This is a genomic window from Odoribacter laneus YIT 12061, assembly GCF_000243215.1.
GTDB classification, from domain to species: Bacteria; Bacteroidota; Bacteroidia; order Bacteroidales; family Marinifilaceae; genus Culturomica; species Culturomica lanea.
Genome location: NZ_JH594596.1, coordinates 2,053,194 through 2,079,186 on the forward strand (window position 1 = coordinate 2,053,194; position 25,993 = coordinate 2,079,186).

General features: G+C 41.4%; 21 protein-coding genes. 4 read left to right on the forward strand and 17 right to left on the reverse strand.

Annotated elements, in window-relative coordinates:
• Positions 1–283: 283 nt before the first annotated feature.
• The 8 genes from fmt to HMPREF9449_RS08605 form a co-directional block, all read right to left on the reverse strand.
• A complete protein-coding gene (gene fmt / locus HMPREF9449_RS08570; RefSeq protein ID WP_009136860.1) occupies positions 284–1,255 on the reverse strand; it encodes a methionyl-tRNA formyltransferase in 972 nt (323 codons plus the stop codon).
• Positions 1,248–2,699, reverse strand: coding sequence for an LptF/LptG family permease (locus HMPREF9449_RS08575; protein ID WP_009136861.1), 1,452 nt, complete (start codon positions 2,697–2,699; stop codon positions 1,248–1,250). Before HMPREF9449_RS08575 ends, fmt begins: the two co-directional genes overlap by 8 nt.
• Before the next feature lie 123 nt (positions 2,700–2,822).
• The gene (locus HMPREF9449_RS08580) at positions 2,823–3,200 is read right to left on the reverse strand and encodes an START-like domain-containing protein (protein WP_009136862.1); all 378 of its coding nucleotides are present in this window, start codon (positions 3,198–3,200) and stop codon (positions 2,823–2,825) included.
• Positions 3,201–3,268: 68 nt separating this feature from the next.
• Positions 3,269–4,582: a YihY/virulence factor BrkB family protein gene (locus tag HMPREF9449_RS08585; RefSeq protein ID WP_009136863.1), complete on the reverse strand. Its 1,314-nt coding sequence runs from the start codon at positions 4,580–4,582 to the stop codon at positions 3,269–3,271.
• A gap of 190 nt (positions 4,583–4,772) precedes the next feature.
• Positions 4,773–6,050, reverse strand: coding sequence for a cysteate synthase (locus tag HMPREF9449_RS08590; RefSeq protein ID WP_009136864.1), 1,278 nt, complete (start codon positions 6,048–6,050; stop codon positions 4,773–4,775).
• Positions 6,051–6,170: 120 nt separating this feature from the next.
• Positions 6,171–6,902, reverse strand: coding sequence for a glycosyltransferase (locus HMPREF9449_RS08595; RefSeq protein ID WP_009136865.1), 732 nt, complete (start codon positions 6,900–6,902; stop codon positions 6,171–6,173).
• Positions 6,878–7,648, reverse strand: a complete 771-nt coding sequence (locus HMPREF9449_RS08600) for a class I SAM-dependent methyltransferase (RefSeq protein ID WP_009136866.1) — start codon at positions 7,646–7,648, stop codon at positions 6,878–6,880. Before HMPREF9449_RS08600 ends, HMPREF9449_RS08595 begins: the two co-directional genes overlap by 25 nt.
• The gene (locus tag HMPREF9449_RS08605) at positions 7,639–10,683 is read right to left on the reverse strand and encodes a tetratricopeptide repeat protein (protein WP_009136867.1); all 3,045 of its coding nucleotides are present in this window, start codon (positions 10,681–10,683) and stop codon (positions 7,639–7,641) included. The genes HMPREF9449_RS08600 and HMPREF9449_RS08605 overlap by 10 nt, the downstream gene beginning before the upstream one ends.
• Positions 10,684–11,052: 369 nt before the next feature.
• Here HMPREF9449_RS08605 and dnaK point away from each other — a divergent pair, with 369 nt between their 5' ends.
• The 4 genes from dnaK (at position 11,053) to HMPREF9449_RS08630 (ending at position 15,879) form a co-directional block, all read left to right on the forward strand.
• Positions 11,053–12,975: a molecular chaperone DnaK gene (dnaK, locus tag HMPREF9449_RS08615; protein WP_009136869.1), complete on the forward strand. Its 1,923-nt coding sequence runs from the start codon at positions 11,053–11,055 to the stop codon at positions 12,973–12,975.
• A gap of 298 nt (positions 12,976–13,273) precedes the next feature.
• On the forward strand, positions 13,274–14,011 hold the full coding sequence (locus tag HMPREF9449_RS08620; protein ID WP_009136870.1) for a helix-turn-helix domain-containing protein: 738 nt from the start codon (positions 13,274–13,276) through the stop codon (positions 14,009–14,011).
• 31 nt (positions 14,012–14,042) lie between these two features.
• Positions 14,043–14,819 carry a hypothetical protein gene (locus HMPREF9449_RS08625; RefSeq protein WP_009136871.1) on the forward strand — a complete coding sequence of 259 codons (777 nt, stop codon included), beginning with the start codon at positions 14,043–14,045 and terminating at the stop codon, positions 14,817–14,819.
• 124 nt (positions 14,820–14,943) lie between these two features.
• A complete protein-coding gene (locus HMPREF9449_RS08630; protein WP_009136872.1) occupies positions 14,944–15,879 on the forward strand; it encodes a DMT family transporter in 936 nt (311 codons plus the stop codon).
• Here HMPREF9449_RS08630 and dacB read toward each other — a convergent pair.
• The 9 genes from dacB to HMPREF9449_RS08675 form a co-directional block, all read right to left on the reverse strand.
• The gene (gene dacB / locus HMPREF9449_RS08635; RefSeq protein ID WP_009136873.1) at positions 15,876–17,258 is read right to left on the reverse strand and encodes a D-alanyl-D-alanine carboxypeptidase/D-alanyl-D-alanine endopeptidase; all 1,383 of its coding nucleotides are present in this window, start codon (positions 17,256–17,258) and stop codon (positions 15,876–15,878) included. The genes HMPREF9449_RS08630 and dacB overlap by 4 nt on opposite strands.
• Positions 17,255–17,452, reverse strand: coding sequence for an exodeoxyribonuclease VII small subunit (gene xseB, locus HMPREF9449_RS08640; RefSeq protein ID WP_009136874.1), 198 nt, complete (start codon positions 17,450–17,452; stop codon positions 17,255–17,257). The genes dacB and xseB overlap by 4 nt, the downstream gene beginning before the upstream one ends.
• Before the next feature lie 4 nt (positions 17,453–17,456).
• A complete protein-coding gene (gene xseA, locus HMPREF9449_RS08645; RefSeq protein WP_009136875.1) occupies positions 17,457–18,839 on the reverse strand; it encodes an exodeoxyribonuclease VII large subunit in 1,383 nt (460 codons plus the stop codon).
• A gap of 52 nt (positions 18,840–18,891) precedes the next feature.
• Positions 18,892–19,497, reverse strand: a complete 606-nt coding sequence (gene yihA, locus HMPREF9449_RS08650; RefSeq protein ID WP_009136876.1) for a ribosome biogenesis GTP-binding protein YihA/YsxC — start codon at positions 19,495–19,497, stop codon at positions 18,892–18,894.
• A 40-nt stretch (positions 19,498–19,537) separates the two neighbouring features.
• Positions 19,538–21,328 carry a DEAD/DEAH box helicase gene (locus HMPREF9449_RS08655; protein ID WP_009136877.1) on the reverse strand — a complete coding sequence of 597 codons (1,791 nt, stop codon included), beginning with the start codon at positions 21,326–21,328 and terminating at the stop codon, positions 19,538–19,540.
• Between the two features lie 105 nt (positions 21,329–21,433).
• Positions 21,434–22,564, reverse strand: coding sequence for a cell division protein FtsZ (gene ftsZ / locus HMPREF9449_RS08660; RefSeq protein ID WP_009136878.1), 1,131 nt, complete (start codon positions 22,562–22,564; stop codon positions 21,434–21,436).
• Between the two features lie 67 nt (positions 22,565–22,631).
• Positions 22,632–23,930, reverse strand: a complete 1,299-nt coding sequence (ftsZ, locus tag HMPREF9449_RS08665) for a cell division protein FtsZ (RefSeq protein WP_009136879.1) — start codon at positions 23,928–23,930, stop codon at positions 22,632–22,634.
• A gap of 78 nt (positions 23,931–24,008) precedes the next feature.
• On the reverse strand, positions 24,009–25,166 hold the full coding sequence (locus HMPREF9449_RS08670; protein WP_009136880.1) for a cell division FtsA domain-containing protein: 1,158 nt from the start codon (positions 25,164–25,166) through the stop codon (positions 24,009–24,011).
• Between the two features lie 85 nt (positions 25,167–25,251).
• Positions 25,252–25,974, reverse strand: coding sequence for a cell division protein FtsQ/DivIB (locus HMPREF9449_RS08675; RefSeq protein ID WP_009136881.1), 723 nt, complete (start codon positions 25,972–25,974; stop codon positions 25,252–25,254).
• Positions 25,975–25,993 lie beyond the last annotated feature (19 nt).

Consider the following 25,993-nt stretch of genomic DNA (forward strand, 5'->3'; position numbering starts at 1 on the left):
TTTTTTTAAGAACTCGCGTTTCGGTTTGTTTACCCCTTTCCCTTCCTGCAACTCTTCCCGAAAGCGGGTGCAAAGATAAAACAATTATTACCCCTTTTCCAAATTTTTATACCCATTTTTTTACCCAAAATTTAACAGCGTGAATAATCCCCTCTCCTTCAGGAAGTCTGCATTCAAAAAGAAAGGATGCTATTCTATAAATAATCCGGTTTTAAATGACAATACGGCAAATATGCAATCATTGCAAAGGAAAAAGAAGAAAATTACACAATAGGGCACGTCCCTAATGTGTAAAAAAGTAATCGGCCAGATGAAAGCCTTTTAGAAATTCAGAAACAGGCATGCGTTTTTTCCCGGCCAATTGTACTTCTCGTATATGTAGGATGCCTTTCTTGACAAAAACCGATAAGCTATCTTTATGCTCTATAGCGTATTCTCCGGGACAATGGGAATGCTGTTCTTCCGTTTTATCTGCCTTGAAAATTTTCAAAGACACCGTTTCTCCGGTATGCTTATTTTTCAATTCTGTCCAGGCAGCCGGAAAGGGGGATAAACCACGGATATGATTATAAATCCTGTCTATTTCCCAATCCCAATGAATTTTCATATCCTCTTTAAAAATCTTCGGGGCCATGATAGCTTCCCGGCCTTTCAACAAATTCCTCTGATCTACTAAAGGATAATCGTCTTTCTCAATCGTTTCTACGGTTTTCAGCAATAAATCTGCGCCGGTTTCCATCAAGATATCGTGCAGTTCTCCTGCTGTCATATCCGCACCGATTTCCACTTTTTGCTGAAATATGATATTCCCGGTATCCACTTCCTGTCTCAACAAAAAAGTCGTTACACCCGTCATCCGCTCTCCGTTCATCAATACCCGGTTGATCGGAGCAGCTCCCCGATAATCCGGTAACAGAGAAGCGTGTAAATTTACCGTTCCCAAAGGAGGCATATTCCACACGACTTCCGGTAACATTTTAAAAGCGACAACCAACTGCAAATCAGCCTTCAACGCTTGTAGTTCCTGCAAAAAATGTTCGTCCCGGAATTTCTCTGGCTGAAGAATTTTCAAACCGACTTCTCTGGCATATTTCTTGACTGCTGATTCCTGAAATTTCTGTCCTCTGCCCGCAGGTTTATCCGGATTCGTAACCACCCCCACCACCTGAAAACCGGCCTCTATTATTTTCTTCAGCGGCAACACCGCAAAATCCGGGGTACCCATGTATACAATTCTCAACTTATGCTCAGCCATTTTTTTTCCGTTTAAAAAAGCCCGTAATCTTTTTAATGAAATTAGAATAAGCTTCTCCGTTTAATACTTCAGAATCCGTAACGGATTTATAAGTTAACAATACGCCTAAAGGCAACAGGATAATCGACGACATCCAGGCTCCGAACCATACGCTTAAAACGGCTTCCCGTGCGGATCTTTCTCCAATCATGGAAATCACATAATAAATGATGAACAGCAATACCGAAACGACGACCGGCATCCCCAAACCTCCCTTCCGGATAATACCTCCCAGAGGAGCTCCGATGAAAAAGAAAATAAAACAGGCAAAAGAAAGTGTAAATTTTTTATGCCATTCTATCCGGTTTTTCCGGATTTGTTCTTCCTGTTTCAAAGTATAACTCATACTATTCTGCGTAGTAGCCTTTACATTCCGGGCATATTCTAAACCACTTGCCACGGCTCTCTGTTGCTCTTCCGGATCAAACTCCGCAAATAAACTGTCCACATCGACCACCCAATCCCGGGTCTCCACACGAAAGATACTATCTTTTTTTACATTGGCAACCTTACTTTTTTCAAATCCCGTACTCAATATACGCGTAGCATCCGTCTCCTTCCGATCGTTTACAATCTTCTGTAAAGAATCGATGGTATATTTTAACTGATTCAGGTTCAACATAATCGCAGAACGAAACATATCCTCATCCGTTCTTTTCAATTCATTCCCCGGTAAATCGATCAACAAACTTTGCTTATCAAACTTCAACCTCCTGAAAGGGAAAGTTCTCCGGTTCGTCGCTTTCATCCCCTCATCCGTATAGGTACGTCCATGAAAAAGCACCAATTCCATGACATTATCCTGCGGATTACTGACCATAATACCGGAATCGGCACGGGTAACTTCATAATTTCCGGGTACTGTTTTATGATTATAGATCAACATATTATACATCATCCCGGTCTCTTTGTTAATCTTATCAATCTTGATGCTATACCCTTCCAGATCATTCGTAAAAACCCCTTCTTTAAAGGATAATTCCGGCTTATGCCGTTTTATATCGTACAAAAGACTCCCGGCTTTCAAATTCGCCACCGGCAATATATTATTCGAAAAGAAAAAGGCAAAAATTGTAAGGAATATAATAAATACGATCAAGGGATACATAATCCGATAGAGAGAAATACCGGCGGACTTCAAGGCAATCAATTCGTAGTTTTCCCCTAAAGTACCGAAAGTCATAATCGAAGAAAGCAGGACTGCCAAAGGCAAAGCCATCGGTATCAAAGAAACGGAAAAATAAAATAACAATTCAGCTATTACGGAAAAATCCAAGCCTTTTCCTACCAACTCATCAATGTAACGCCATAGCATTTGCATCAATAATACAAACATACTGATAAAGAAAGTTGCCACAAAAGGACCACTAAAACTTTTCAGCATAAACACGTGTAATTTCTTCATCTACAAACCATCGTATTAAGCAGCCACAAATGTAGAAAAAATTAGGGAATTTGAAAATGAGAAAGTTGGGTTTAGAAAGATTCCTTCCCAATATTTATAAAAACAATTCAAATCGTCAATTTACTATGCCCCCAAATTACGATGCAGTATATCCATTTGTTTATTCCACAATCCAATAGTATCTGCTTCATCTTCAGTATCTGTAAAATCGGTAATCAATAAAGCAACATCCTCCGTTAAAGGATGAACCTGTATGCTGAACTGAAAATATTCTTCCGGATTTTCACTATCTTCCCAGCGGAAACGGATAAACACATTATTTTTTTGATCGACTAATATTGCTGGATGCTCTGTTCCATTCCAAATAAAGATAAATTTTCCATCTTTTTGTATTACGTCATCTGCAAACCATTCAGATAACCCAGCAGCCGTGCTCAAGCGTGAAAAAAGGACTTTGACAGATGATGAAAAAATATATTCCAACTCTATTTTTTTCCGCATATTTCTAAAATTTGAGCACAATATACTAAAATTATTTGTAAATCCCAAATTGAAAGACAGGCAGAAAGTTATTGGTTCTGTTTAGGGTAAGCGAATTTTTCCTCTCCAAATTCCTGATAAATTGCCTTTACAAAACGTTTTTCCCACTCATCCTCGTTTCGGTCTCCGATATTAGACAAGCGTATAATAACTTCCGCCCAGGAAAGCTGGTATAAATCGATTACAGGCAGGTAGGAGCGATCGTCTTCTTTTCCTGTTTCCGCCAATATTCCCTTGTCTGTCAGTTGTTGGAGCACTACCTGCAATTTACTTGTGCTCATACACAGTTCGGCACTGATCTTCTCCAAAGTCGGTACACCATTATTTTGTATATACTCTTTGGAAATGTACGTAAGCACCTGTAAAGAAAGGTCTATATTATCTATCCACCGGCTCTCTTTGTCCATAACATCCCGGAACATAAAATGCCGGTTCTTCATGATATAACATAGTTCCGTTCCCCAAAGGACAATACTCCAGCTCAATTGCAACCACACTAATAACAGTGGCAGAGCAGCCAAGCTCCCGTATATCGCATTATAGGAACTGACCCCGATTTGGAAACGGATGTAAAACCATTGTACCACCTGATAAACAGAACCCGCTACGATCCCTGCAAGTAAGGCATATTTGAACCGGACCCGGGTAGTCGGCATAAACATATAGAGAAATATAAATAACATCCACACTAAAATAAAGGGCAAAAAGTTCAGTAAGGTAATAATTAACGAACTGGCATAGCTTAAAAATCCATCCTCCATGGCAATTGTCTGAAGGTTAGAAGTGAGAAATACGTTTATACTACTGATTAAAACAACAAAAATAGGAGCGATAAACATTATCGACAGATAATCGGTAAACTTCTTAGTGACACTTCTGCCCCTGACCACTCCCCAGATCTGATTCATCGCTAACTCCGTATTGCCCAGCACTTTTATTACTGCCCACAATAAGAAAACGATTCCAATACCCGTAATCAGTCCCCCTTGCGTATTTTCCAAAGCCTGATTGGCAAACTGCAGGACAAAATCCACAATTTCCGGATTCGTAAAAGTCTGCTGATGCAACTGGTTTTCCAACAAAGAATAAACCCCGAAGCCTTTAGCAATTCCCAATACCAAAGCCACAATCGGCACAAGAGACAATACGGAATAAAATGTAAGAGCCGATGCCGAAACAATGCAGGAATCTTTTATAAACCGATGTCCCGATATCACGAGTACGGCCAGAATTTTTAAAAACATATCGCCGAAAATTGTCGATCTCTTCCAATCTTTTCGTAAAATAGCATAATAAAAATCCAGCGAACCGTATTTTTTCAGTCTGATTCTATACTTTTGCATTTGTCAGGAAATTAATACTTTTAGAAAGCAGGGATTTCTCCGGAAGGAATTTTACTCTATTCCTTTCTGAAGGACAAAGATATAACATATTAAGCAACAAAAAAAGAACGGGTTATCCGAAAACCCATTCTTTCTATTTCTGTGCCGGGTTCCTATCGACACGACAACCCGTTTTATTATTTCTTCCGGATCAAGCAAATAATCCGGAAACTGTTTTTTTGACAAACTCCGGATCGGCATCCAAACGGAAGATATAGTCCGGTTGTGTATATACTAACTTGTGTTCTTTTTTAAAACGGCCAATGCCTCCCCCTGTAATATTCAACATAATAACGGCATCTTTAGCGATTCGTCCTTCTTCGACAGCCTTTATTAAAGAAGCCGTAGCTACGCCGGCAGCAGGCTCAATATCACATCCTTCCAAACGCTGGAATACTTCCATTGCCGATAAGGTTTCTTCGTTAGTAGCTACTAAAATATCTCCCCCCGTTTCGGTCAGGGCATCGAACAAGCCCCCTTTTACAGCATAAGGAGGTTTACGGTTGGAAAGCACTTTGGCACAAATCTCCCCCACTTGCCGCCGGGCCGTTTCATCTTCTACCGGTAATAAATTCCGCGATCCTTTTTTCCAGGCATCATACATAGGCGTAAAAGGTATATTCTGAGACACCATTAGTTTCATCAGATTTTTTCCATAACGTCCGTCAACGATAAAACGTTTATTAGCTTCCCAAGCAGCAATAGCTCCCGTACCGCTTCCTACAGCCTGGAAATAATAATCCGGAATCCGGCCGATCGTCGTAACTGCCGATAAAACAGTCGTTCCCATTCCATCCCGTCGGGCCACATTCTTTGCTCCTCCCTCCGGATAAAACTGCTCCATCTGGCAAATAATATTGGAGAGGTATATGGCATCAAAATAATCACTCCCGCTCTCGGTTGCAATTACTTTTACACAAGGATTCAAGGGTTGAGCCGACCACATTGCATCCACGCAATCTGCCGGAATACACAATAAAAGCGGAATCTTGTTTTCAGAACAAACTCTGGCAAAAGCCCTGGCGGTATTTCCTGCCGAAGCGACCACCATGATTTTATCACTATTCTGATTGATACGGGCGCATACGGCATAAGCTTCACACTCCTTAAATGCCCCCGTCATCATAAAAGCTCCCTTCTCAGGCCAATATCCATTAAAAGTAACATAAAGATTCGTTAATCCCAATTCCTTTGCCAATCCGACACTCTTATAGGTAACAGGAGCCCCGGAACCTTCCAAGGTCCGACAGATAGGCAACCAATCTGAAAATTTATAAAGCCCCGGTAGATACTCTTTTACCTCCAACTGCTTCTTGGCATATTGCACAAAAATCAAAGCAGCTCCATCTTTATTCGGACAGTCCAGCTCCCAATCCCCATCCCTAAATTTCTTCCCACAACAACGGGATTCCAAGACATAATCGGTCATTTCCAATGTTTTCACTTTAAAGCATATTTCATTCAATATGCAAAATTAAGGTATTTTGCTATATCAGACTTGGGTATAAATACTACTTTTTAGTTTTCCCGGTTCAGAGCAAAGAAAAGTTCAACGATATTTCCGGTAAATCGCACACAATTCGAAAGGCATTTTCAACAAATGCGAAAAGCGGATTTTACTTCCTCCTTTCTCTTCCCATACATCCAGAGGAATTTCCTTTACAATAACGTTATAATCCGGATGCCTTTGCCGTATCCGAAGTAATAATTCCACATCAAACAACCAAGGAGAATGAAAAGTCTGAGCAAATATTTCCCGGGCTACCGGGACCGTAAAGATCTTAGCACCGCATTGTGTATCATAAGCATTTAAACGGAAAAGTATACTGACAATGGTTGCGAAGACACGCCCCATATAATGGCGCCATAAATTCCGACTGACTTTTACTCCCATTCTTTTGATTCTCGACCCGATAACGACCGCTGTATTTTTTTCGGTCTCCAATACTTTGGCCAAACGACAGACCTCTGCAAGCGGGGTCGCCAGATCCGCATCCATAAATCCGACCCTTCCGTACCATCCTTTCTCCAGTACCCACTCGATTCCGGAACGTACGGCCTCAGCCTTTCCCTGATTCTGTTCTTTGTTTAACAGCAGGATACGTTCGGGACAAAGAGACTGCATGTTTTCCAAAACCTTGTCCGTACCGTCCGAACTCCCATCATTGACAAAACAAATATCCATCTCCGCATTTTCCCTTAGAAAATTCAGATAAATCTCTACGGCCAAACGGCTTGCTTCATTGTAGCAAGGCACTATGATACAGATTTTTTTCGGCATAGTACATAAGTTGATAAACCAGGCAAAGACAATCCCATTGCCTTAAAAAACTTTCCCGTACGATAATCAAAAGTCAATACTTTTTTTAGAAAAGAAGTCCATCCTGCCCCTCCTTTCCATTCTACCAATCCCGTCGTATCCCTACCCTTTCCCACCAGATTTTCCTTCCCTTTTTTTAACATCCGGGGAATCAACAAAGACATATAAAAATAACCGGACGTCAGTAATTTTAAATCCGCTTGTTGAACGAGCCTCCTTATTTCCTTTAAAGAATACCTGCGGTAATGCCCCAGGAAATGATCGTGAGAGGTATACAAGCATTGAAAAGCAGGAACGGTAATTAAAATTTCAGTTTGTTTCGTAAAAAAAGGCCGGCTTATCAGCTCCTCCAAAAAGTCCCGCTCCCTTTCGATATGCTCTACTACATCCAACAACAAAACGATATCCATCTGCCTCACTTCATCCGCTACATCGGCAAAATTATTATAAACCCTTATCCGTTTATTTTTTTGATTAAGAACAGTTACTTCTTCTTCTGAGTAAGCAATATCTACACAATAAAACTGAAGAAGTGCATATCGCTCTAACAAATATTCCTCCAGGAACAAATCTCCGCATCCGATATCTAAAATCCGGTATTCCCGTTCCGGATTCAACTTCAGCAAGTCGGCAATCACCTGCGCCCGCGACATTTCCCAAGGATGCCGCTTTACCGTATTCATTTGCCGTCTTTCTTTCAAATCCATGCCGAATTTCCTTTCTTTTTATAAAAAAGTGCTTCGCGATTCTCCGGTTCTAGCTGTAAGGCCTTATCCAACAAGGCCATTGCATTTCCAGGTTTATTTACCGTCTGCATATATAAAGCCCGCAGAACATATAATTCAGCGTCAGTATCTATTCCCTCCAAACGCTTCAGCAAACGAGCCGCTTCCGTATAATTGCGTTGCATCAGCCTCAATCTCAATTCTACCTTTAATATCGCCAGATAGTTTGGTTCCGCTTTCAATACTTTCCGGACAATCTGTTCCGCCTGTGCATAATTTTTTATACGGCAAAGACAATCTGCTAAATGAGTCAATGCCGATATATCCGGAATGTATTTTACAGCCTGGTTGTATAAATCAGCCGCCTGCCTGTAATCCCCGTTTATATGCATAATATCAGCAGCCAGCAACAAAGCTTTCGGATAATTGGGACGTATATTCAGTAATTTATTCAGATCATTGATAGCTGCCTGGTAATTTTTCATGGAGAAATAAACCAATGCTTTCAGGTAGTAAGCATCCACCGAAACGGAATTCTGTGCCAGCATCCGTTCTGTCGCAGACAAAGCCGCCGGATAATTTCCTTGTTTGATATGAGACATTGCCTGCATATACAGAGCTTCATTTAATGCCGGATGTAAAGACAGGGCTTTTTCTGCACTTTTCAATGCTTTCTCATACTGTTTGTCTACATAATACAATTTCGACATTCTGGCCCACACTTCCTCACTTCCGGGCTCCTCTGCCGTATATTCTTCAAATGCCTGCAACGCTTCGGAAATCTTATTCTCTTTTTCCAGTTCAAAACCTTGCAAATCTTTTTTAGTCGGCCGCTTTACAACACAGGACATAGGATACCCGTCTACAGCAGGAGAATACAGATTTTCAACAGGAGGATATAAACCGTGTTGCAATTGAAACCGGTTTACATATACATTTCCCAATAAAGCGTAATCCCAATTCTTTGAATACTTTTCGTAATAACGGCTATATATCACCTTAACATTGGTATCTTTTCGGAAATAATAGGAAACGCCGTCCGGGAACTGAGTGACGATAATCGTTTTCCGATCGGCTGCCAAGGGAACGTTTTTTTTAAACCAATCTGCGGAAGCTTTGAGCGAATTGAAATAATAATCCGTTTCATAATTTCCATAACATTTTTTCAACCCTCCCGCCAACTCGTTGAAATATACATATTGATTAGGGTGATTCCTGAAAAAATGAATAACCGGTAATGCCAACAATCCTCCCATCCCGATCAGTACTCCTATCTGCAAATATTTATTTCTGTACTCCAAGAGTTTTGTCCAGAAAAAAGCAGCCAGAATTACCATTGGCGGAATAACAAATAGCATGTGCCGGATTCCCCCGTACAGGTTTGAATTTTTATAAATTATCCAAAACAAAGGGAACAAAAAAGCAAAGCATACAAAATAAAGCGGTAGCGTGAAAGCTTTCCGTTTCACCAGCATATAAATGCCCACCCCTATACATCCGAACACCGTTATCAAAGGCATACCGATCCACAAATACTTCGGAGCATATTTCCAGGGCAACATATTGGACATCATTTGTTCCCCATCGAATATAGTCCTCAAACCGATGCTATAGTTGGTAAACTTTTGCAAAGAGAACAATACGTTCGTCAACGGCTTTTGCAAAGCAAAAGGCCACAGCAAAATGGCCAGTATATAGCTGATGACAATAACGACAATAAAGACCTGCAAAATAGTCCCAAGAGGCTTACGGTATTTACCAATTTTATAGCTTTCTTTTAACCCATAGACAGAAATATAATATAATCCGCCATACATCAATAACATGGGATACAAAATCAATCCGCCGGAACGGGTGCCCAACGCCAGGGCTATCCCCAAAATCAGACCGATCATATGCCGCAACCGGAAGAAAGGATAATAATCAAACAAGCGGATGGTATAATAAACGGCCATTAAATAACCGACGGCAAAGGGAATGTCTTTCAGATTGTTCATACTATGTCCGAAATAACGGGGAGTAAAAAACAGCAGCAATACAGATAAAAGTCCGCATACTCCTCCTCCCAGCCTCCACCCGAGCAATCCTGCAAATAAAATTCCTAAAGCCCCATTCAAGGCACAGATGACATGCCGCACTTCGTAATAGTTATCAAGGTGGAAAACATCACATATGGCAGCAGCCATTACTTGCATTGAAATACCGTATAAATGCAAAGCGGTTTTCGGTTGATGGAGAGCAGCCGGATCCCCTTTGGTAAAATAGTCCAGCACATAAGCTGCATGCCGGGAATCGACTGGTTCATCACCCGTAATACCGTAATCTTGGCTGATATACGGCATAAATACAAAAGCAAAAGCGACGGAGAGAAACAGGAGAGCCCGAAATGTCATTTCCCGGGGAGCTTTGCCTGATGCCTGAAAAAATTCTTTAAAAAATTTACCCGAAAACAGATAAGTAAAAGGAATACGAAAAGCATAATTCCAGAATAGCTTCCGGTTATTTTCTTTGGGGGGAAGAAGATTCTTTCCGATATCGGTTTTCGTTTTTATCGGGCAGAACTTGATTCCTGCAGTTTTATACAAGCTATATCCGACAGCCTTCATCGGCTCGGCACATAAATCCTGCCCGGCATACGTTTTTAGGAAAAAAGATTTCGGCCCCAGAAAAAGAGGACTTTCTATCACTTTTTCATCTGCCTTCCAAAGATTAAGTATGCCGCTCCCTTTCCTTTGCTTACCGGAATTATTTACGTAACCCACACAATGTGAATGCTTTTCGTTCAGATAATTTCCCACAACATCGGCAATCGTCGACCAAGAGAAAAGACCATTCTTCACCAAAAGCACTGTTTCCGCTTCCGTAGAATGCAACAATTGTATATATTCCTGTTGTGTAACCGATTCCGGTAGGCTCCTTACTTCCCATTCGTAATTTCCCGGTTTACTTTCTTCCCTCCCCTTTACCGGCGAATCGTATAAAAGCAAAATCTTTTCTTTGATACTTTTTGTGCTCATACTATAGCTAACTTACTTTACAAGACAATTTCCTTTTCCCCACACGTCCCACCTTATACCGTAAAATCCTTAACTCATTCAGAGACAAAGATAGAAAAAGAATAAAGAAAAAAGAGAGAATGAAGAATCTAAAAAAATTTAACGGAAGAATGACTCAACCCATTTCGTGGGGATGCGTATACAACAAATATGACGTTTTGACACGAAACATGACATTTCATAATCTTATTTATATAAAATCCGACATTTTTACAAAAAATGGAAGGGAGAATAAAATGGCATACGGTTTGTTAAAAGATAATCGTATTCAAGGGAAAACCTTAAGAGGAAAGAAAACGAATAATATAAACAAATAAAATAAAACGCATTATGGGAAAAATAATTGGAATTGACTTAGGAACTACAAACTCTTGCGTAGCCGTAATGGAAGGTAATGAGCCGGTAGTAATTCCGAACAGTGAAGGCAGACGTACCACCCCTTCAATTGTTGCATTTGTGGATAACGGAGAAAGAAAAGTAGGTGACCCGGCTAAACGTCAGGCAATTACAAACCCGAGAAAAACCATTTATTCGATTAAACGGTTTATGGGAGAAAGTTATGATCAGGTAGCAAACGAAGTTAAACGTGTAGCTTATGAGGTAGTGAGAGGAGACAACAACACTCCCCGGGTAGTCATCGACGATCGGAAATACTCTCCGCAGGAAATTTCAGCCATGATTCTCCAGAAGATGAAGAAAACAGCTGAAGATTATCTGGGACAGGAAATTACAGAAGCTGTGATTACAGTTCCGGCTTATTTTAGTGATTCTCAACGTCAGGCAACCAAAGAAGCCGGAGAAATTGCCGGATTAAGTGTGAAACGTATTATCAACGAACCGACAGCTGCCGCTTTGGCATACGGTTTGGATAAGAAAGACAAAGATATGAAGATCGCCGTATTCGACTTAGGGGGCGGTACTTTTGATATCTCTATCCTGGAATTAGGCGACGGCGTATTCGAAGTAAAATCTACAAACGGGGATACCCACTTAGGGGGTGATGATTTCGATGATATTATCATAAATTGGCTGGCTGACGAATTCAAAAAAGATGAAGGCGTAGATATCCGCAAAGATCCGATGGCTCACCAACGTCTGAAAGAAGCAGCCGAAAAAGCAAAGATCGAATTGTCAAGTTCTACAACTACGGAAATCAACCTTCCGTATATCTTCCCGGTAGACGGTATTCCCAAACACTTGGTAAGAACACTGACAAGAGCTCAATTCGACCAACTGACCTATAAATTAGTAGAAGCCACTATTGAACCTTGTAGAAAAGCGTTGAAAGATGCCGGTTTACAAGCTTCTCAAATTGACGAAGTCATTTTGGTCGGTGGTTCTACCCGTATTCCTGCTGTTCAGAAAAAAGTAGAAGAATTTTTCGGTAAAGTTCCTTCTAAAGGTGTGAATCCGGACGAAGTAGTAGCTGTAGGGGCTGCTATCCAAGGCGGTGTTTTGACAGGAGAAGTAAAAGACGTATTGTTGTTGGACGTTACCCCGCTGTCATTGGGTATTGAAACCTTAGGCGGAGTAATGACGAAATTAATCGAGGCCAACACAACCATCCCGACGAAAAAATCAGAAGTCTTCTCTACAGCTGCCGATAATCAGCCTTCTGTAGAAATTCATATCTTACAGGGAGAACGTCCTTTAGCAAAAGACAATAAAACGATCGGTCGTTTCCATTTGGACAGCATTCCACCGGCCCCCAGAGGAATACCTCAGATCGAAGTAACCTTTGATATCGATGCAAACGGTATTTTGAACGTATCTGCTAAAGACAAAGCCACAGGTAAAGAACAATCTATCCGTATTGAAGCTTCTTCCGGTTTGTCCGATGCCGATATCAAACGGATGAAAGACGAAGCAACTGCCAATGCTGAAGCCGACCGGAAAGAAAAAGAACGGATCGATACGATCAACAAAGCAGACTCTATGATCTTTCAGACAGAAAAACAACTGAAAGAATTCGGAGACAAACTGCCGGCAGACAAAAAGGCACCGATCGAATCGGCTCTGCAGGAACTGAAAGACGCTCACAAAGCTCAGGATATCGATCGTATCAACAGCGCTATCGACAAACTGAACAACGTTTTCCAGGCCGCTTCACAGGAAATGTACAATGCCCAGGCTCAACAACAGCAAGGCGGCGCACAACAAGGTCCTCAGGGGAATCCCAACGCTGGCCAACAAACCAACAACAGCGGCAAAGACCAGGAAGTAACCGATGTAGACTTTGAAGAAGTCAAATAAAAAGTGATAAATAAAAATCACAAATAATTATAAAATCGCAGTAAAACACAACTTTACTGCGATTTTTGTTTTTACAGATTTCCGATTCGTTTTATTTGCATATCGTCTTTTATCTTATATTTGTACAATTAATTGTAGCAGCACCCCTTCGGCAACAAGGCGAAATTCAGCAATACTAAAAGGAGATTGTAGCCGATTAAGAATGCAAAGAAAGGCACTGGATAGGATTCAAAACAAGGTTTAGAAAAAGGCAGAATAAAAAGCGGTTGCAAATAAGCCCTAAAACAGACAGAAGGCTATGAATTATGTCGAAATTTCCCCTACAAATGAAATTTCATCTTTTGTAAAATGTTTTTGGAAGTATGAAAACAAGGATAAAGATGCTCAATATACCATTTTCCCCAATGGTTATTTTGAACTTTTTATGATATTTGAGCAACAGCATTTATTCTCTGTCTTTTTATCGGGATTAAGGACAAAACCTTTTGAGGTTTTTATTCCGAAAGGAATTATCGTTTCTGCCATCAGGTTTCCGCTTTCAGCATCCGAGTATCTCTTTGAACAAGAGATCTGTTCGATACGGGATACTACGATGCCCTTGGACTCCAATTTTTGGGGATTAAAAAAATGGGAAAATCTTTCTTTCGAAGATAGAACAAAAGAGATTTCCGGAAAAATATCCCATATGCTCAGCGAAAAAGAAATAGACCGGAAGAAATTATCTCTCCTTCAAACAGTCTATTCCCCGGATCTAACCGTAAAAGAAATAGCGGAAAAAATCCTTTGGGACAGAAGAAAAATCAACCGGTATTTCAATCATCAATTCGGACTTTCTTTAAAGACCTTTTTAAATATAATCAGACTCAGAAATTCTTTTGAAGCGCTGAAAAACGGGACGCTGTATCCCGATTCAAATTATTACGATCAATCGCACTATATAAAAGAAGTGAAAAAATATACGGGAGAATTACCTAAAGATTTATCAAAAAATGAATGTGACCGTTTTTTACAATTTTCGGTCAATAAGAAATCCTAATTTTGTTTCGTAAATTTAATGCGGTAACAAAATGGAAAGAATAGATTATATAACCAGAAAGTGGTGGTTCTTTGTCATACTGGTTATTTCCCAATTCCTGTTTCTCCCTTATGCCAGTAAAAATTTCCAAGTGGAACAGATCAATACGATCATTTATACCACACTTACAAATTCCATCCAATTAAAAATTAGCAGTTACTCTGTTTATTTTCAGATTTTATCTTTAATAATACTTGTTTTATTGATTGTTCTCAAAAACAGGATGAAACTTATTTTTAATCTCTATGTTGCTGTAAGTTATATCCTTTTCGCTTTTGTCCAAAATATAGCCATCACCGAAAAATATGGCTGGAGTATAGTTACGGTTAATGTTATCATGTTTCTGTTTGTAGCTTATGTGTGGGTCATCGAAATATTTCAATCGAAAAATGATTATTCATTTTCCCCTTTCCAATGGAAATATAGCTGGATGATACTGCTTTCACTGTTTGCCTATCTGTGTCCCTTATCTGCCGACGGTTTCAACTTCAATCCGGCACATTTCGTCTATAAGAATTCGGCAACAGCATTCTGCTTGACAACGCCCTTGTTTCTAACTCTTATGACGTTGAACATCCCACGCATAAACATTGTCACTTACCGGGTTACAGCGATCATCGGTTTTATTATAGGCCTTTATAATATGCTTTCTTTTCTGAATCCCTATACAATAAATATAGGAATTTTACACCTACCTTTACTTATAATCTCCCTCTATGCTTGTCTGCTCAGTTATAGAATAAAATCATTTTCCGTACAAAATAAATAGAGATCGTCTGTCTGTTTTCAGAATAAGGATAAAATTCATTTTCTCTTCTTTCTCAATCCCGTTCAAAATATATATTTTCGCTGAATTTTATCGGCCGGCAAAAGGCATTGCTAAGAATCTGGATATGACAAAAAACGAATGGAAAGGACATGGGGCCATGTGGGGAGCGGAAGTGATGTGGGGACTTATGGCACCAGTTTCGAAACTGGTATTGGCCAGTGCTGTGACTCCGTTATTACTGACGGATTGCCGTATGTTGGGAGCAGCTTGCTTATTTTGGCTGGCGTCTGTTTTCACCAAACCCGAGCACGTAGCGTCTAAAGATCTGCTGCTGCTCTTTTTTGCCTCTCTGTTAGGAATTGTATTCAACCAAGGATCTTTTATATTTGGATTAAGTCTGACATCACCGATCAATGCATCTATTATAACCACCAGTTCCCCTATCCTTACCATGATCATCGCAGCTTTTTATTTGCGGGAGCCGGTTACAGGTAAAAAATTAGCAGGGGTATTTTTAGGCGCCCTAGGAGCTTTATTACTGATTGTGAGCGGACAGCAAAACGCTGCAGGGAATAGTAATATCTGGGGGGATTTGCTCTGCTTACTCGCACAACTCAGTTTTTCTTTCTATCTCGTCTTGTATAAAGGATTAACCGCCCGTTATTCGCCCATCACTCTGATGAAATGGATGTTTACTTACGCTTCTATCTGTCTGATTCCTTTTTCATACCCTGAAATTCTATCCACAGACTGGTTATCTCTAGGCGGAAGCGTCCTCACCGGCTTGGTGGCCGTTGTATTCTGTGCCACTTTTATCAGCTATCTGCTCATTCCTCTGGGACAACGTTATTTGCGCCCCACAGTTACCAGTATGTACAATTATATCCAACCCATCGTTGCCAGTAGCGTAGCCATCTATTGGGGCATGGACCATTTCAATATGTTGAAAGTCCTGGCAGTTATACTGGTATTTACAGGCGTATTCTTTGTCACGACCAGCCGCAGCCGGGCAGATCTGGAAAAGAAAGGAATGAAAGATCTGAAAGAAACAGCACGTTAATAACTAACCCAATCCGACAAAAAAGCACCCACAGCTTCATACACAACAGCAGCCGGACAGGTGTAATTATTGATAAAAAAGGCAAATGCCAACCGTTTTCCGGAAGAGGTCGTCAGATAACCTGCCAGACAACGAACTCCGGAGAAAGATCCCGTTTTGGCAGATAATTTATTTTTCAAAACCGGATGATGCCGGAGGTAAACATTCAATCCCCTATCCGTACCGGCTACAGGCAAAGAACATACCCAGGCTGTGTTGTTCCGCTGGGTATAGAGCAAATGAGCAATTGTTTCTGCCGGTATAGCATTTTGCGGCGACAAGCCACAGGCATCTTTTAAAAGGATTCCTGACGTATCTATCCCTTGTCCGGACAACCATCGTTTGAGAGCCCTTTCATACTGAAAAGGAGCCATCAATTGCCCCAAGGCTTCGGCAAAAAGATTTACACTGGATTTATTGGTATGAAACACGATTTCCTCCAGCAGAGGCGAAGTATATACCCATAATTCCTCCAGCGTTGTATTTCTTGGTATCCGTTGCTCTATCTTTATCCCCTCTTTTTTTAAATAAGTCGTCAGTTCCGCTATAAAATATTTTTCCGGCTGGTGCATGGCTCCTTTCACCTGAAAAGAAGCCTGATGGGCAGGCAAAGTACCTTTAACATACAACACATTACTATAAGGCCCTCCGTATATCCAGGCATTATCTCCTCCAGAGGCCGCCGCCTTTACTTGATTTCTAAAACGAATTTCAGACAAAGCCGGTTCTACCGAAAGCAAGCGAGCCGTCGTTCCTGCGGCTCCCGTCGTAAAATTTAAGCAATAGGTATTGTCCCGGTAATTAAAACGATGACAAAGAGCTCCATAATAATTGGAAATATCTTCCCAAGGCCAGGAGCCGGGTATCTCCTCCTCACTCTCCCCCTGGACGATAATACGACCTTTTATGGTATGTATGCCCTTTTCCCGCAACACCGAAACGAATTTACGGATAAAGCAGGAATCCGGAAAATAACGGGAATCCGGCGTGGGGTCTCCCGAAGGTACAATCACCACATCTCCTTCGATAGCATGCTCCCGGATACCTCCCGAATAAAAGACACGGGTCTTAAAACAGAAATCTGCCCCTCTTTTCTCCAATGCCCAAGCCGAAGGGAGTAATTTAGCTACAGAAGCCGGATGCAAAGCCAATTGTCCCTGATAATTGAATACCTCTTTTCCATCGGCACAATCCCGTATAGCTATTCCCATAACAGCATTCCTCAAGCCGGCATTGGCCAACAAACGTTCCAAAGCTAAACCCGACTGGGCGTACAGAGCAGTCGCTCCCAAACACAAAACCATCCACAATCCTCCGAAGAATTTCAGACTTTGCTTCACTCTTCCATTGATTTTAAAATATTTTCCACTTCTTCCTCCGTGTCGTGAAGTTTCGATTTACAAAAGGCGATCAACTGGGAAACCCGCTTTACTTTTGCACTCAGTTCATCCACATCCAGTTTATTTTCTTCCAGCAAGGCTACAATACTTTCAATTTCAGCCATAGCCTCTTTATAATTTAACTTTTCTTCCATCGTATTACTCTTTTGGGGACGGATCAGACCGAACTTCGCTCTCCAATTTTCCGTCTTTCAATATCGTTTCTAATATATCATTTGCAGATACTTCTGCCACACTCTTTACAGCTTTTCCCTTCAAACGGGTAATGGAATATCCTCTTTCTAAAACATTTTTCGGATCCACATATTTTACTTTTGTCTCTGCCAATTCCAGAAAATGCGAATCGCCAGCCAAGCGATTTTCACATTTACGCCTTACTTCCGCAAGATATTGTACGCTCTTGTGTTTCTCTCGGTCGAATATAAAATCCAACCGATGGGACAGGCGGTCCCGGATCCGGTCAAATCCGGACAAACGGTTATAAATAAACACTTTAGAATGATGCTCCAATCTCCGGGAAAGTAATTGAAGAGAAGTACCTCGGTTTTGCAGTAAAGTTTGAGTCAAACGTTTAAAATCTTTTATCTGCAACAATAACCGTTTATTTTCTTCCTTCAGCAATTCTTCCACGCCCGTCAAAAAATCCGTTCTCAACTCCTCCAAAAGAGCCTCTGCATGCTGGAAAGTCTCTATCAAAAAGGCCGCCGCCGCTGTAGGCGTCTTCACCTTCAGATAAGCCACCCGATCGACCACCGTATCATCTCTCTCGTGTCCGATACCGGCAATTACCGGAAGTGGGAACTGGGCAATATTCGCCGCTAACTCGTAAGAATCAAAACACCCTAAATCGGACTGTGCTCCTCCTCCCCGGATGAGGACCACCACATCGAATAAATTTTCATAAGCGTAAATCCGGTCTAAAGCTGCAATGACAGACTCGACGGTCTGTTCTCCCTGCATAACTGCCGGAAACAACTTGATGTGAAAACGATACCCATACGAATTATGTTCCAATTGATTCCGGAAATCCCCTAATCCTGCTGCTGTGGGAGAAGAAATTACTGCAATTGTCTTAGGTAAAGGAGGCAATTCCAAATTCCGGTTCATATCGATAATCCCGTCTCTTTCTAATTGCTCCAAGATCTCTCTCTTTTTTCGTTCCAAATCCCCCAAGGTAAAAGTAGGATCTATATCTTTGATATTCAGAGAAAATCCATACACTTCATGAAAAACAACCTCTACACTCAGCAACACTTTCATTCCCTTTTCCAGCCTTCGTCCAGTGGTAGTCTCAAAATAAGGTTTCAGCATACGGTAAGTAAAGGCCCATATCGTACCTTTCGCTATAGCGGTTACTTTTTCTTCCTCCGCCGGTTTATCGACCAATTCCAAATAACAATGTCCGGATCGGTTTTCCTGTACAGAAGCGATTTCAGCAGTGATCCAAATCGTCCCCTCAAACCGCTCTTTTAAAGCTTGCTTTACTTGTTTATTTAATTCATATAAAGAAATAAATTCCATAGACCAACCGTACTAAAATTACAAACAGAACACTTTTCCTTCGGCAACAGGCTTATTCTATACTTACAGTCCGGTTTAATTCATCGATATAATCCAGAACTTCTTCCCTCCCTAACCGTTTTTCGGAAGAGGTCATAAAAGCCATAGGAGTCGTTTCCCAAGTATCCAGCATCATGTTGTGATAATCTTCTATACACCTTTGCCGCTCGGAAGCCGTAAGCTTATCCGCCTTGGTAAAAACCATGACAAAAGGCACTCCGTTTTCTCCCAGCCATTCCATAAACTCCAAATCGATTTGTAAAGGTTTATGCCGGCTGTCTATTAAAACAAACAAACAAATCAGATTGTCTCTTTTCAGGATATAATCACAAATAATCTTTTCAAATTTTCCCCGGGTACTTTTAGAAGTACGGGCATATCCGTACCCCGGCAAATCCACCATATACCATTCGTTATTGATTAAAAAGTGATTAATGAGCTGCGTCTTCCCGGGTTTCACTGCCGTTTTCGCCAGTTCTTTGCGATTTGTAAGCATATTGATCAAAGAAGATTTCCCGACATTGGATCTTCCGATAAAAGCATACTCATGCCGGTCCGAAGGCGGACATTTGGACACATCTGCATTACTAACAATAAACTCAGCCTTTTTAATTTCCATCGTATTCGGTTTGGAATATCTGAACTATAATAAGGTTAATTTAATGCTTTTTTCCGGAACGACGACCGTTATCTACTCCTTTTTTCTTTTCTCCGAACCGTCCCCGGCTACTCCCCTCACTCCGACGGCGTTCTCCTTTCCATTTATTATTGGCCGTAGAATTACGTTTTCCGCTTCTTTCCCCTCCTTTCCGCAAACTGCCCGGACGTTCTCCGGTTTCTCTTACCATAAAAGGCAGGCCGTTGAAATTTACATTGCGGAAATAGTTACCGAACCCTTCAATTCCGGTTACATCCACTTCAAATTTCGTAACATTATCAAAGATACGTATGCCTCCGATTTCCAATCCTTTCTGAGGCGCATACTTATTGATGATAGTCATTAAATCCCGGGGACTGAAATCATCCTGACGCCCCACGTTTACACTGAAAACGGTAAATTGCCCTTCAGACTCCCGTTCCCTTCCGCCTTTCTTTTTGTCGGAAGGGAATCCTTTGATTTCCGCCTCAGACAAATTCAGGTCCTCTACGCCGGCATATTTTTTCAACAACCGTCCAAACTCATAGGATACTATTTTCTGTATCAGTTCTTCTTTCGACAGTTCTTCAAATTTGTCAAACAACTCTTGTTGATAAGGGGTCAGGGTTTCTTTCTGTTCAGCTGCCAGAATTTTGTCCGCATAGTATAGCAACTGGGCCCTGCATACTTCTTCTCCTCCCGGAACTTCCTTGTATTCGAATTGCTTTTTCAAAATCCCTTCTATACGCCTCAGTTTGCTCTTCTCTTTCGAATTAATAATGGCTACCGATATTCCTTCTTTCCCCGCTCTTCCGGTACGGCCACTGCGATGGGTATAGCTTTCGACATCTTCCGGTAAATTGTAGTTGATCACATGTGTCAGATTATCGACGTCCAACCCCCTCGCTGCCACATCAGTAGCTACCAACACTTTCAATCGTTTCGACCGGAACCTCGCCATCACTTCATCCCGCTGTGCCTGACTCAGATCGCCATGTAAAGCATCGCAATCAATCCCATCTTTTTGCAATTTATGAGCAATGTCACGGGCATCTATTTTTGTACGGGTAAAAATAATAGCATACATATCCGGAGCACAATCGATGACACGGTGTAAGGTCTCGTAAAAATCTTTTGCTTTTACCTGATAATATTGATGTCTTACCGTATCTGCCCCTTGATTTTTCTTTCCTACAGCTATTTCTTGGGGAGAATGCAGATAATTCCGGGCTATTCTTTCGACTTCCCGCGGCATAGTGGCCGAAAATAAATAAGTGTTTCTTTCCCGCGGAGTGGCGTCCAAAATAAAATTCAAATCTTCTTTAAATCCCATATTCAGCATTTCATCCGCCTCATCCAATACTACTGCCTTGACAGCTTCTATATTTACAGCCTCTCTCTTAATCAAATCACATAAACGTCCGGGTGTGGCAACCAATACATGTACTCCTCTTTCCAATTCCCGGATCTGTCTTCGAATATCCGTCCCCCCGTAAACGCAGGTAATCCGGATGTCCGGACGATATTTCGAATAATTCTTCAGGTCGTTTCCAATCTGCACACATAATTCTCGCGTAGGACTCAAGATCAACACCTGAACCTCATTTTCCGCAACATTCAACTTTTGCAACAAAGGCAAACCAAAAGCTGCCGTTTTACCGGTACCGGTCTGAGCCAATGCAACTAAATCGTTCTCTTCCCCTAATATCACAGGGATTACTTTTTCCTGTACCGGACTTGGTGTCTCAAAACCAAGATCAGCTACGCCTTTCAGAATTTCTCCTTCTAAACCTAATTCTCTAAATTTTTCCATTCAATTTTATTAAATTACAAATGCTTCACAGCATGTTTCCACACACACCGTCTTTATATTATTTCTTTTTTTCGAACAACAAACCTCCACAATTTCCTTCCTCTACTAGATTACCCTCACATTTCTTCTCCGCTCAAAAGCAGGAACCTCCGACAATTCTTCAATTTCCTCCGGAGTCAAGCCGGGTTTTAAAACAACTTCCCCCTCTTCTAATATCAACCCATCCCTCGATGGCCGGTTACCGTTTTCTTCAATTTCTATATCATCCTTCGGAAAACCCGTAGCAATTACGGTCACCGATATAGCATCCCCCAAACTCTCATCCGTACCTACTCCCCAAATCACAGCCGCCGTATCTCCTACCCGATGAATAATAATGGAGGTAATTTCTGTCATTTCATTCATCGTCACTTCATTCGTACCGGAAGTAATATTCAGCAAAATATCCTTAGCCCCCCGTATATCATTATTATTCAGCAAAGGACTGTCCAAGGCCTCCGTAATAGCTCTTTTGGCCCGGTCTTCTCCCGAAGCCTGAGCTGCTCCCATAATGGCTACCCCACTATTCGTCATAACCGTTTTTACATCGGCAAAGTCTACATTGATATAGCCCGGTAAAGTAATGATTTCCGCTATCCCCTTTGCCGCAATATTCAATACATCATTCGCTTTAGCAAAAGCCGCAGAAATCGTTTGGGAACCATAAATTTTCTTTATTTTTTCATTGTCGATGACAATCAGGCAATCTACATTATCCTTCAGCAAACGCAATCCCTCCCGGGCTTGATTCAATCGCTTGGGACCTTCAAAACGAGCCGGAATAGAAACAATTCCTACGGTCAATATGTCCATTTCTTTGGTCAATCTAGCTATGACCGGAGCCGCACCGGTTCCCGTTCCTCCCCCCATAGCAGCCGTGATAAAAGCCATCTTCGTATTCCTACGCAACATCTCTTTTATCTCTTCCAGACTCTCTTCTGCCGATCTCGCCCCTTGAAACGGATCATTACCGGCCCCATGCCCCTCTGTCAGCTTTTTACCAAGTTGTATTTTTAAAGGTACCGGACTATTTTCCAAGGTCTGGGCATCCGTATTACAAACGACAAAATCCACATCACATATTCCTTTGGAATACATATACTCTACGGCATTCCCTCCTCCGCCCCCAACACCAATCACCTTAATTATCGTAGGAGAAACCTCGTCCAGATTAAAATTTACCAATCCGTCTATCATGATAAATATACTATTTGTTATGCTCAATCATTTTTATCGTCAGGCATTACCCTCCTGCTCCTTTTATCTACTTCATTTCGGCATCCCGATTTGAATCCTCAGTAATGATGTTCCCTAATTTCCGTTTAAACCAACTATCCGAATCCGGTAAATCATTCACACCCTGTTGTTTTATCGTCTTTCTCTCTTCCGTCCGTTTTACTTCTTTTTGCCTCTTCGCCTTTTGTTCCTCTTGTTTCAAACGTTTTTTCCGGGCCTGCTCTTCCAATTCTGCCGAATTGACAGTAATCATCTCCAATTCTTCCGGCATTTCTTCCACCTTGAATACGGCTTCCGAAACCCTCTCTCCCGGAGCCGCACTGCCGGACATATGAGGTGTACCCACACTGCTGTTGCGGTTAAACCCAACGGCTATGACAGCTACCCGTAATTTATTCCCCAAAGTATCGTCTTTGCCAGCTCCCCAGATCACGTTCACATTTCCTCCCACACGCTCCTGCAAATTTTCCGTAATCAACGTTATCTCATCCATCGTCACTTCCTGTTCTCCATATAAAATATTGAGTAAGATATTCGAAGCCCCCCGTATATCGTGACTATTCAGTAAAGGAGAAATCAATGCCTCCTCCAAAGCCTGCATAGCCCGGTTTTCCCCCTCCGCTTCAGCAGCCCCCATCAAGGCAACCCCACTATTACGCATCACTCCGTCTACATCGGCAAAATCGACATTCACATAGCCCTTCACTGTAATAATCTCTGCAATACTCTTGGCTGCAATGGTCAGCACATTATCCGCCATAGCAAAAGCTTCGGAAAGTTTTAAATCCCCGTATATATCTTTCAGCTTATCATTCTTTATGATCAGCAAGGCATCTACATATTGCTCCAATTCATCTATTCCGTCCATGGCCTGTTCCATTTTCCTCCTCCCTTCAAAAGAAAAAGGCAATGTCACAATTCCAATGGTCAAAATTTTCAATTCCTTGGCTTGTTTGGCAATCTCAGGAGCAGCACCGGTACCCGTACCCCCGCCCATACCTGCGGTTATAAAAACCATTTTCGTCTTATGAGAAAGTAAATTTTTTATAAAGTCCATGCTTTCTACAGCAGACTGTCTTCCCTTTTCCGGCAAGCATCCAGCCCCTCTTCCTTCTGTCAATTCTTTTCCCAATTGAATTTTATTCTTCACAGGACTAAGGCGCAAAGCCTGAATATCCGTATTGCATACCACAAATTCTACGCCGTGAATACCTTGCCTGCACATATGATTTACGGCATTGCTTCCACCTCCTCCCACACCGATCACCTTAATAATCGACTCCTGCTGTACCGGCAATTTCAACGATAATAATCCATCATTTTCCATACATTACCGCATTAGATTTTTTTGTACTCATTATTTCTTCTCCTCCCAGTATTTTAAACAGAACGTCTCCAACAGGCCTTACTTAAAAATACTAGAAAACCAGTTACCGATTCCTCCCTTCTCTTCCTCTAATTCTATATGTTCACACAATAATAATCCCAAAACGATCAGACAGGCCGGAGCACTTAATATCTCTTCATTCCCCGAAATAACTCCCTTCACCTTAGCCATTCTTACTTTGTGTCCGCTCAATTTGGCTAACAAAGTATCCGTTCCAATCACTCGACTTCCTCCTCCTGTCAATAAAATTTCTTTCTCCGCGTCATTAAAACGCCATTGCTGTAACTGAAAGATCGCTCCTTCCAACAATTCTTCCATACGGCACTGAATAACCTTCGCCAAATCCCGTTTTTCAATCTGTTTTTTAACCTCCGGAATAGCAATCTTCTCCGTCTTGCACATGGACCTCAAGGCGATACCATACTGATGTTTCATCTGTTTTGCAACCTGTATGCCTTCGATACGAAACCCTTTCATAATATCCGTATCGACAGCATGTGTCCCCAAGGGCAAAACAACTTCCTGTTTCAGCATACCTTCTCCCCAAAGCATGACAGCCGTATGTCTGGCTCCCATATCAATTAAAGCAAAAGGCTTATCCGTAGAACATACGTCTAAAGCCTCCATATAAGCTCGTACCGGTGGGAAAAATTCCACGTCTTCAATACCGCAATCTGCCAATAAAGCTCTTATTTCCATTAAATAGGCAGCATCTGCCAAATATACCCGGTAATGCACATCCAGACTTCTGCCTGCCACCCCAACGGGATGAGCAACCACCATTCCCCGGTCAATCTGATAAGAAACCGGTAAAATATCTACCAATTCATCCTCTCTGGAAACCGCAGCTTCTATACATTTATTCTCGGCCCGTGCCAAATCCCCTTCTTTTACATTTTTCCGCTGTAACAACACATTAACCTTATGCTCGCTCACCCGCAAAGCAGCTCCCGATAAAGACATCTTGAGCCGATCAATGGCCTTGTCTTTCGCCAATTCCTGAATCAGGTATTTTATATAAGATTTTACCTTTGCCTTATCGGTAATCACCCCATCCGTCACCCCCTGCAATGCAATCATTTTGATACCCGCCAAATGGTAATCCCCGTTTTCCTGACTGGCCACTGCCATAACCATTTTTTCGGAACCAATATCCAAAGATGCTATCAAACCCATAATTGAAAACTTTTTAAATTCACCGATCTATTTTCTCTTTCCCTCTCCCTTTCTTTCACATAAACCGCCTTATTTATCCGATTATTTACTTTTTTACACAAACAATCTGTTTGTGGAATTTTAAATTGACTTCCTTGTATTTATTCCATCCTTTCCGGGAAATACCTTCCTTTAGAAAAAGACGCAATTTTTCCATCTTTTCTTCCTGTCCCTCCAGTTTGCCGAAAATAATTTTAAAGTTTCCTACTTTCGGTATCAAAATCAATTCCTCATTCCGGACGACAATCTGCTCAATCAGGGCATCCCAGAACTCATCCTTCTTCAGAGACCTCACAAAAGGATACAATTTATCACAAGCAAATTTTTGAGATATATCCCCGGTAGCAACAACTACCCGGGAAGTATATTTACGAGACAACGGCATAATTTTCCCGTCCTCATCAACGTAATATCCCCCACCCGACAAAATCCTAAGTACAGGCTTACGTTGCGTGATTTCCACATGAAAATAACCGTCCAAACTGTAGTAAACCTGAGCCGACTTGATAACCGAATTCCGCGCCAGCAATCGCTCCACACTGTCTTTATCAATGTGCATTACCGGCGTATTCACGATATCCCCATACCCCCGCTTTACAATCTTCAACACTTCCATATCGTCAATAAACGAATTGGTCGCAGTATCCTTTACTGCAACCTGTAATCCTTTACAGGGTACCTCTCCTAATCTTGCCGATACAAAGGTAAGGACAATTATCAGGTATACAAATAAAGTGACTACTAATATGTAAGGCCGGATCTTACGCATAACAATATAAAAAAATCAA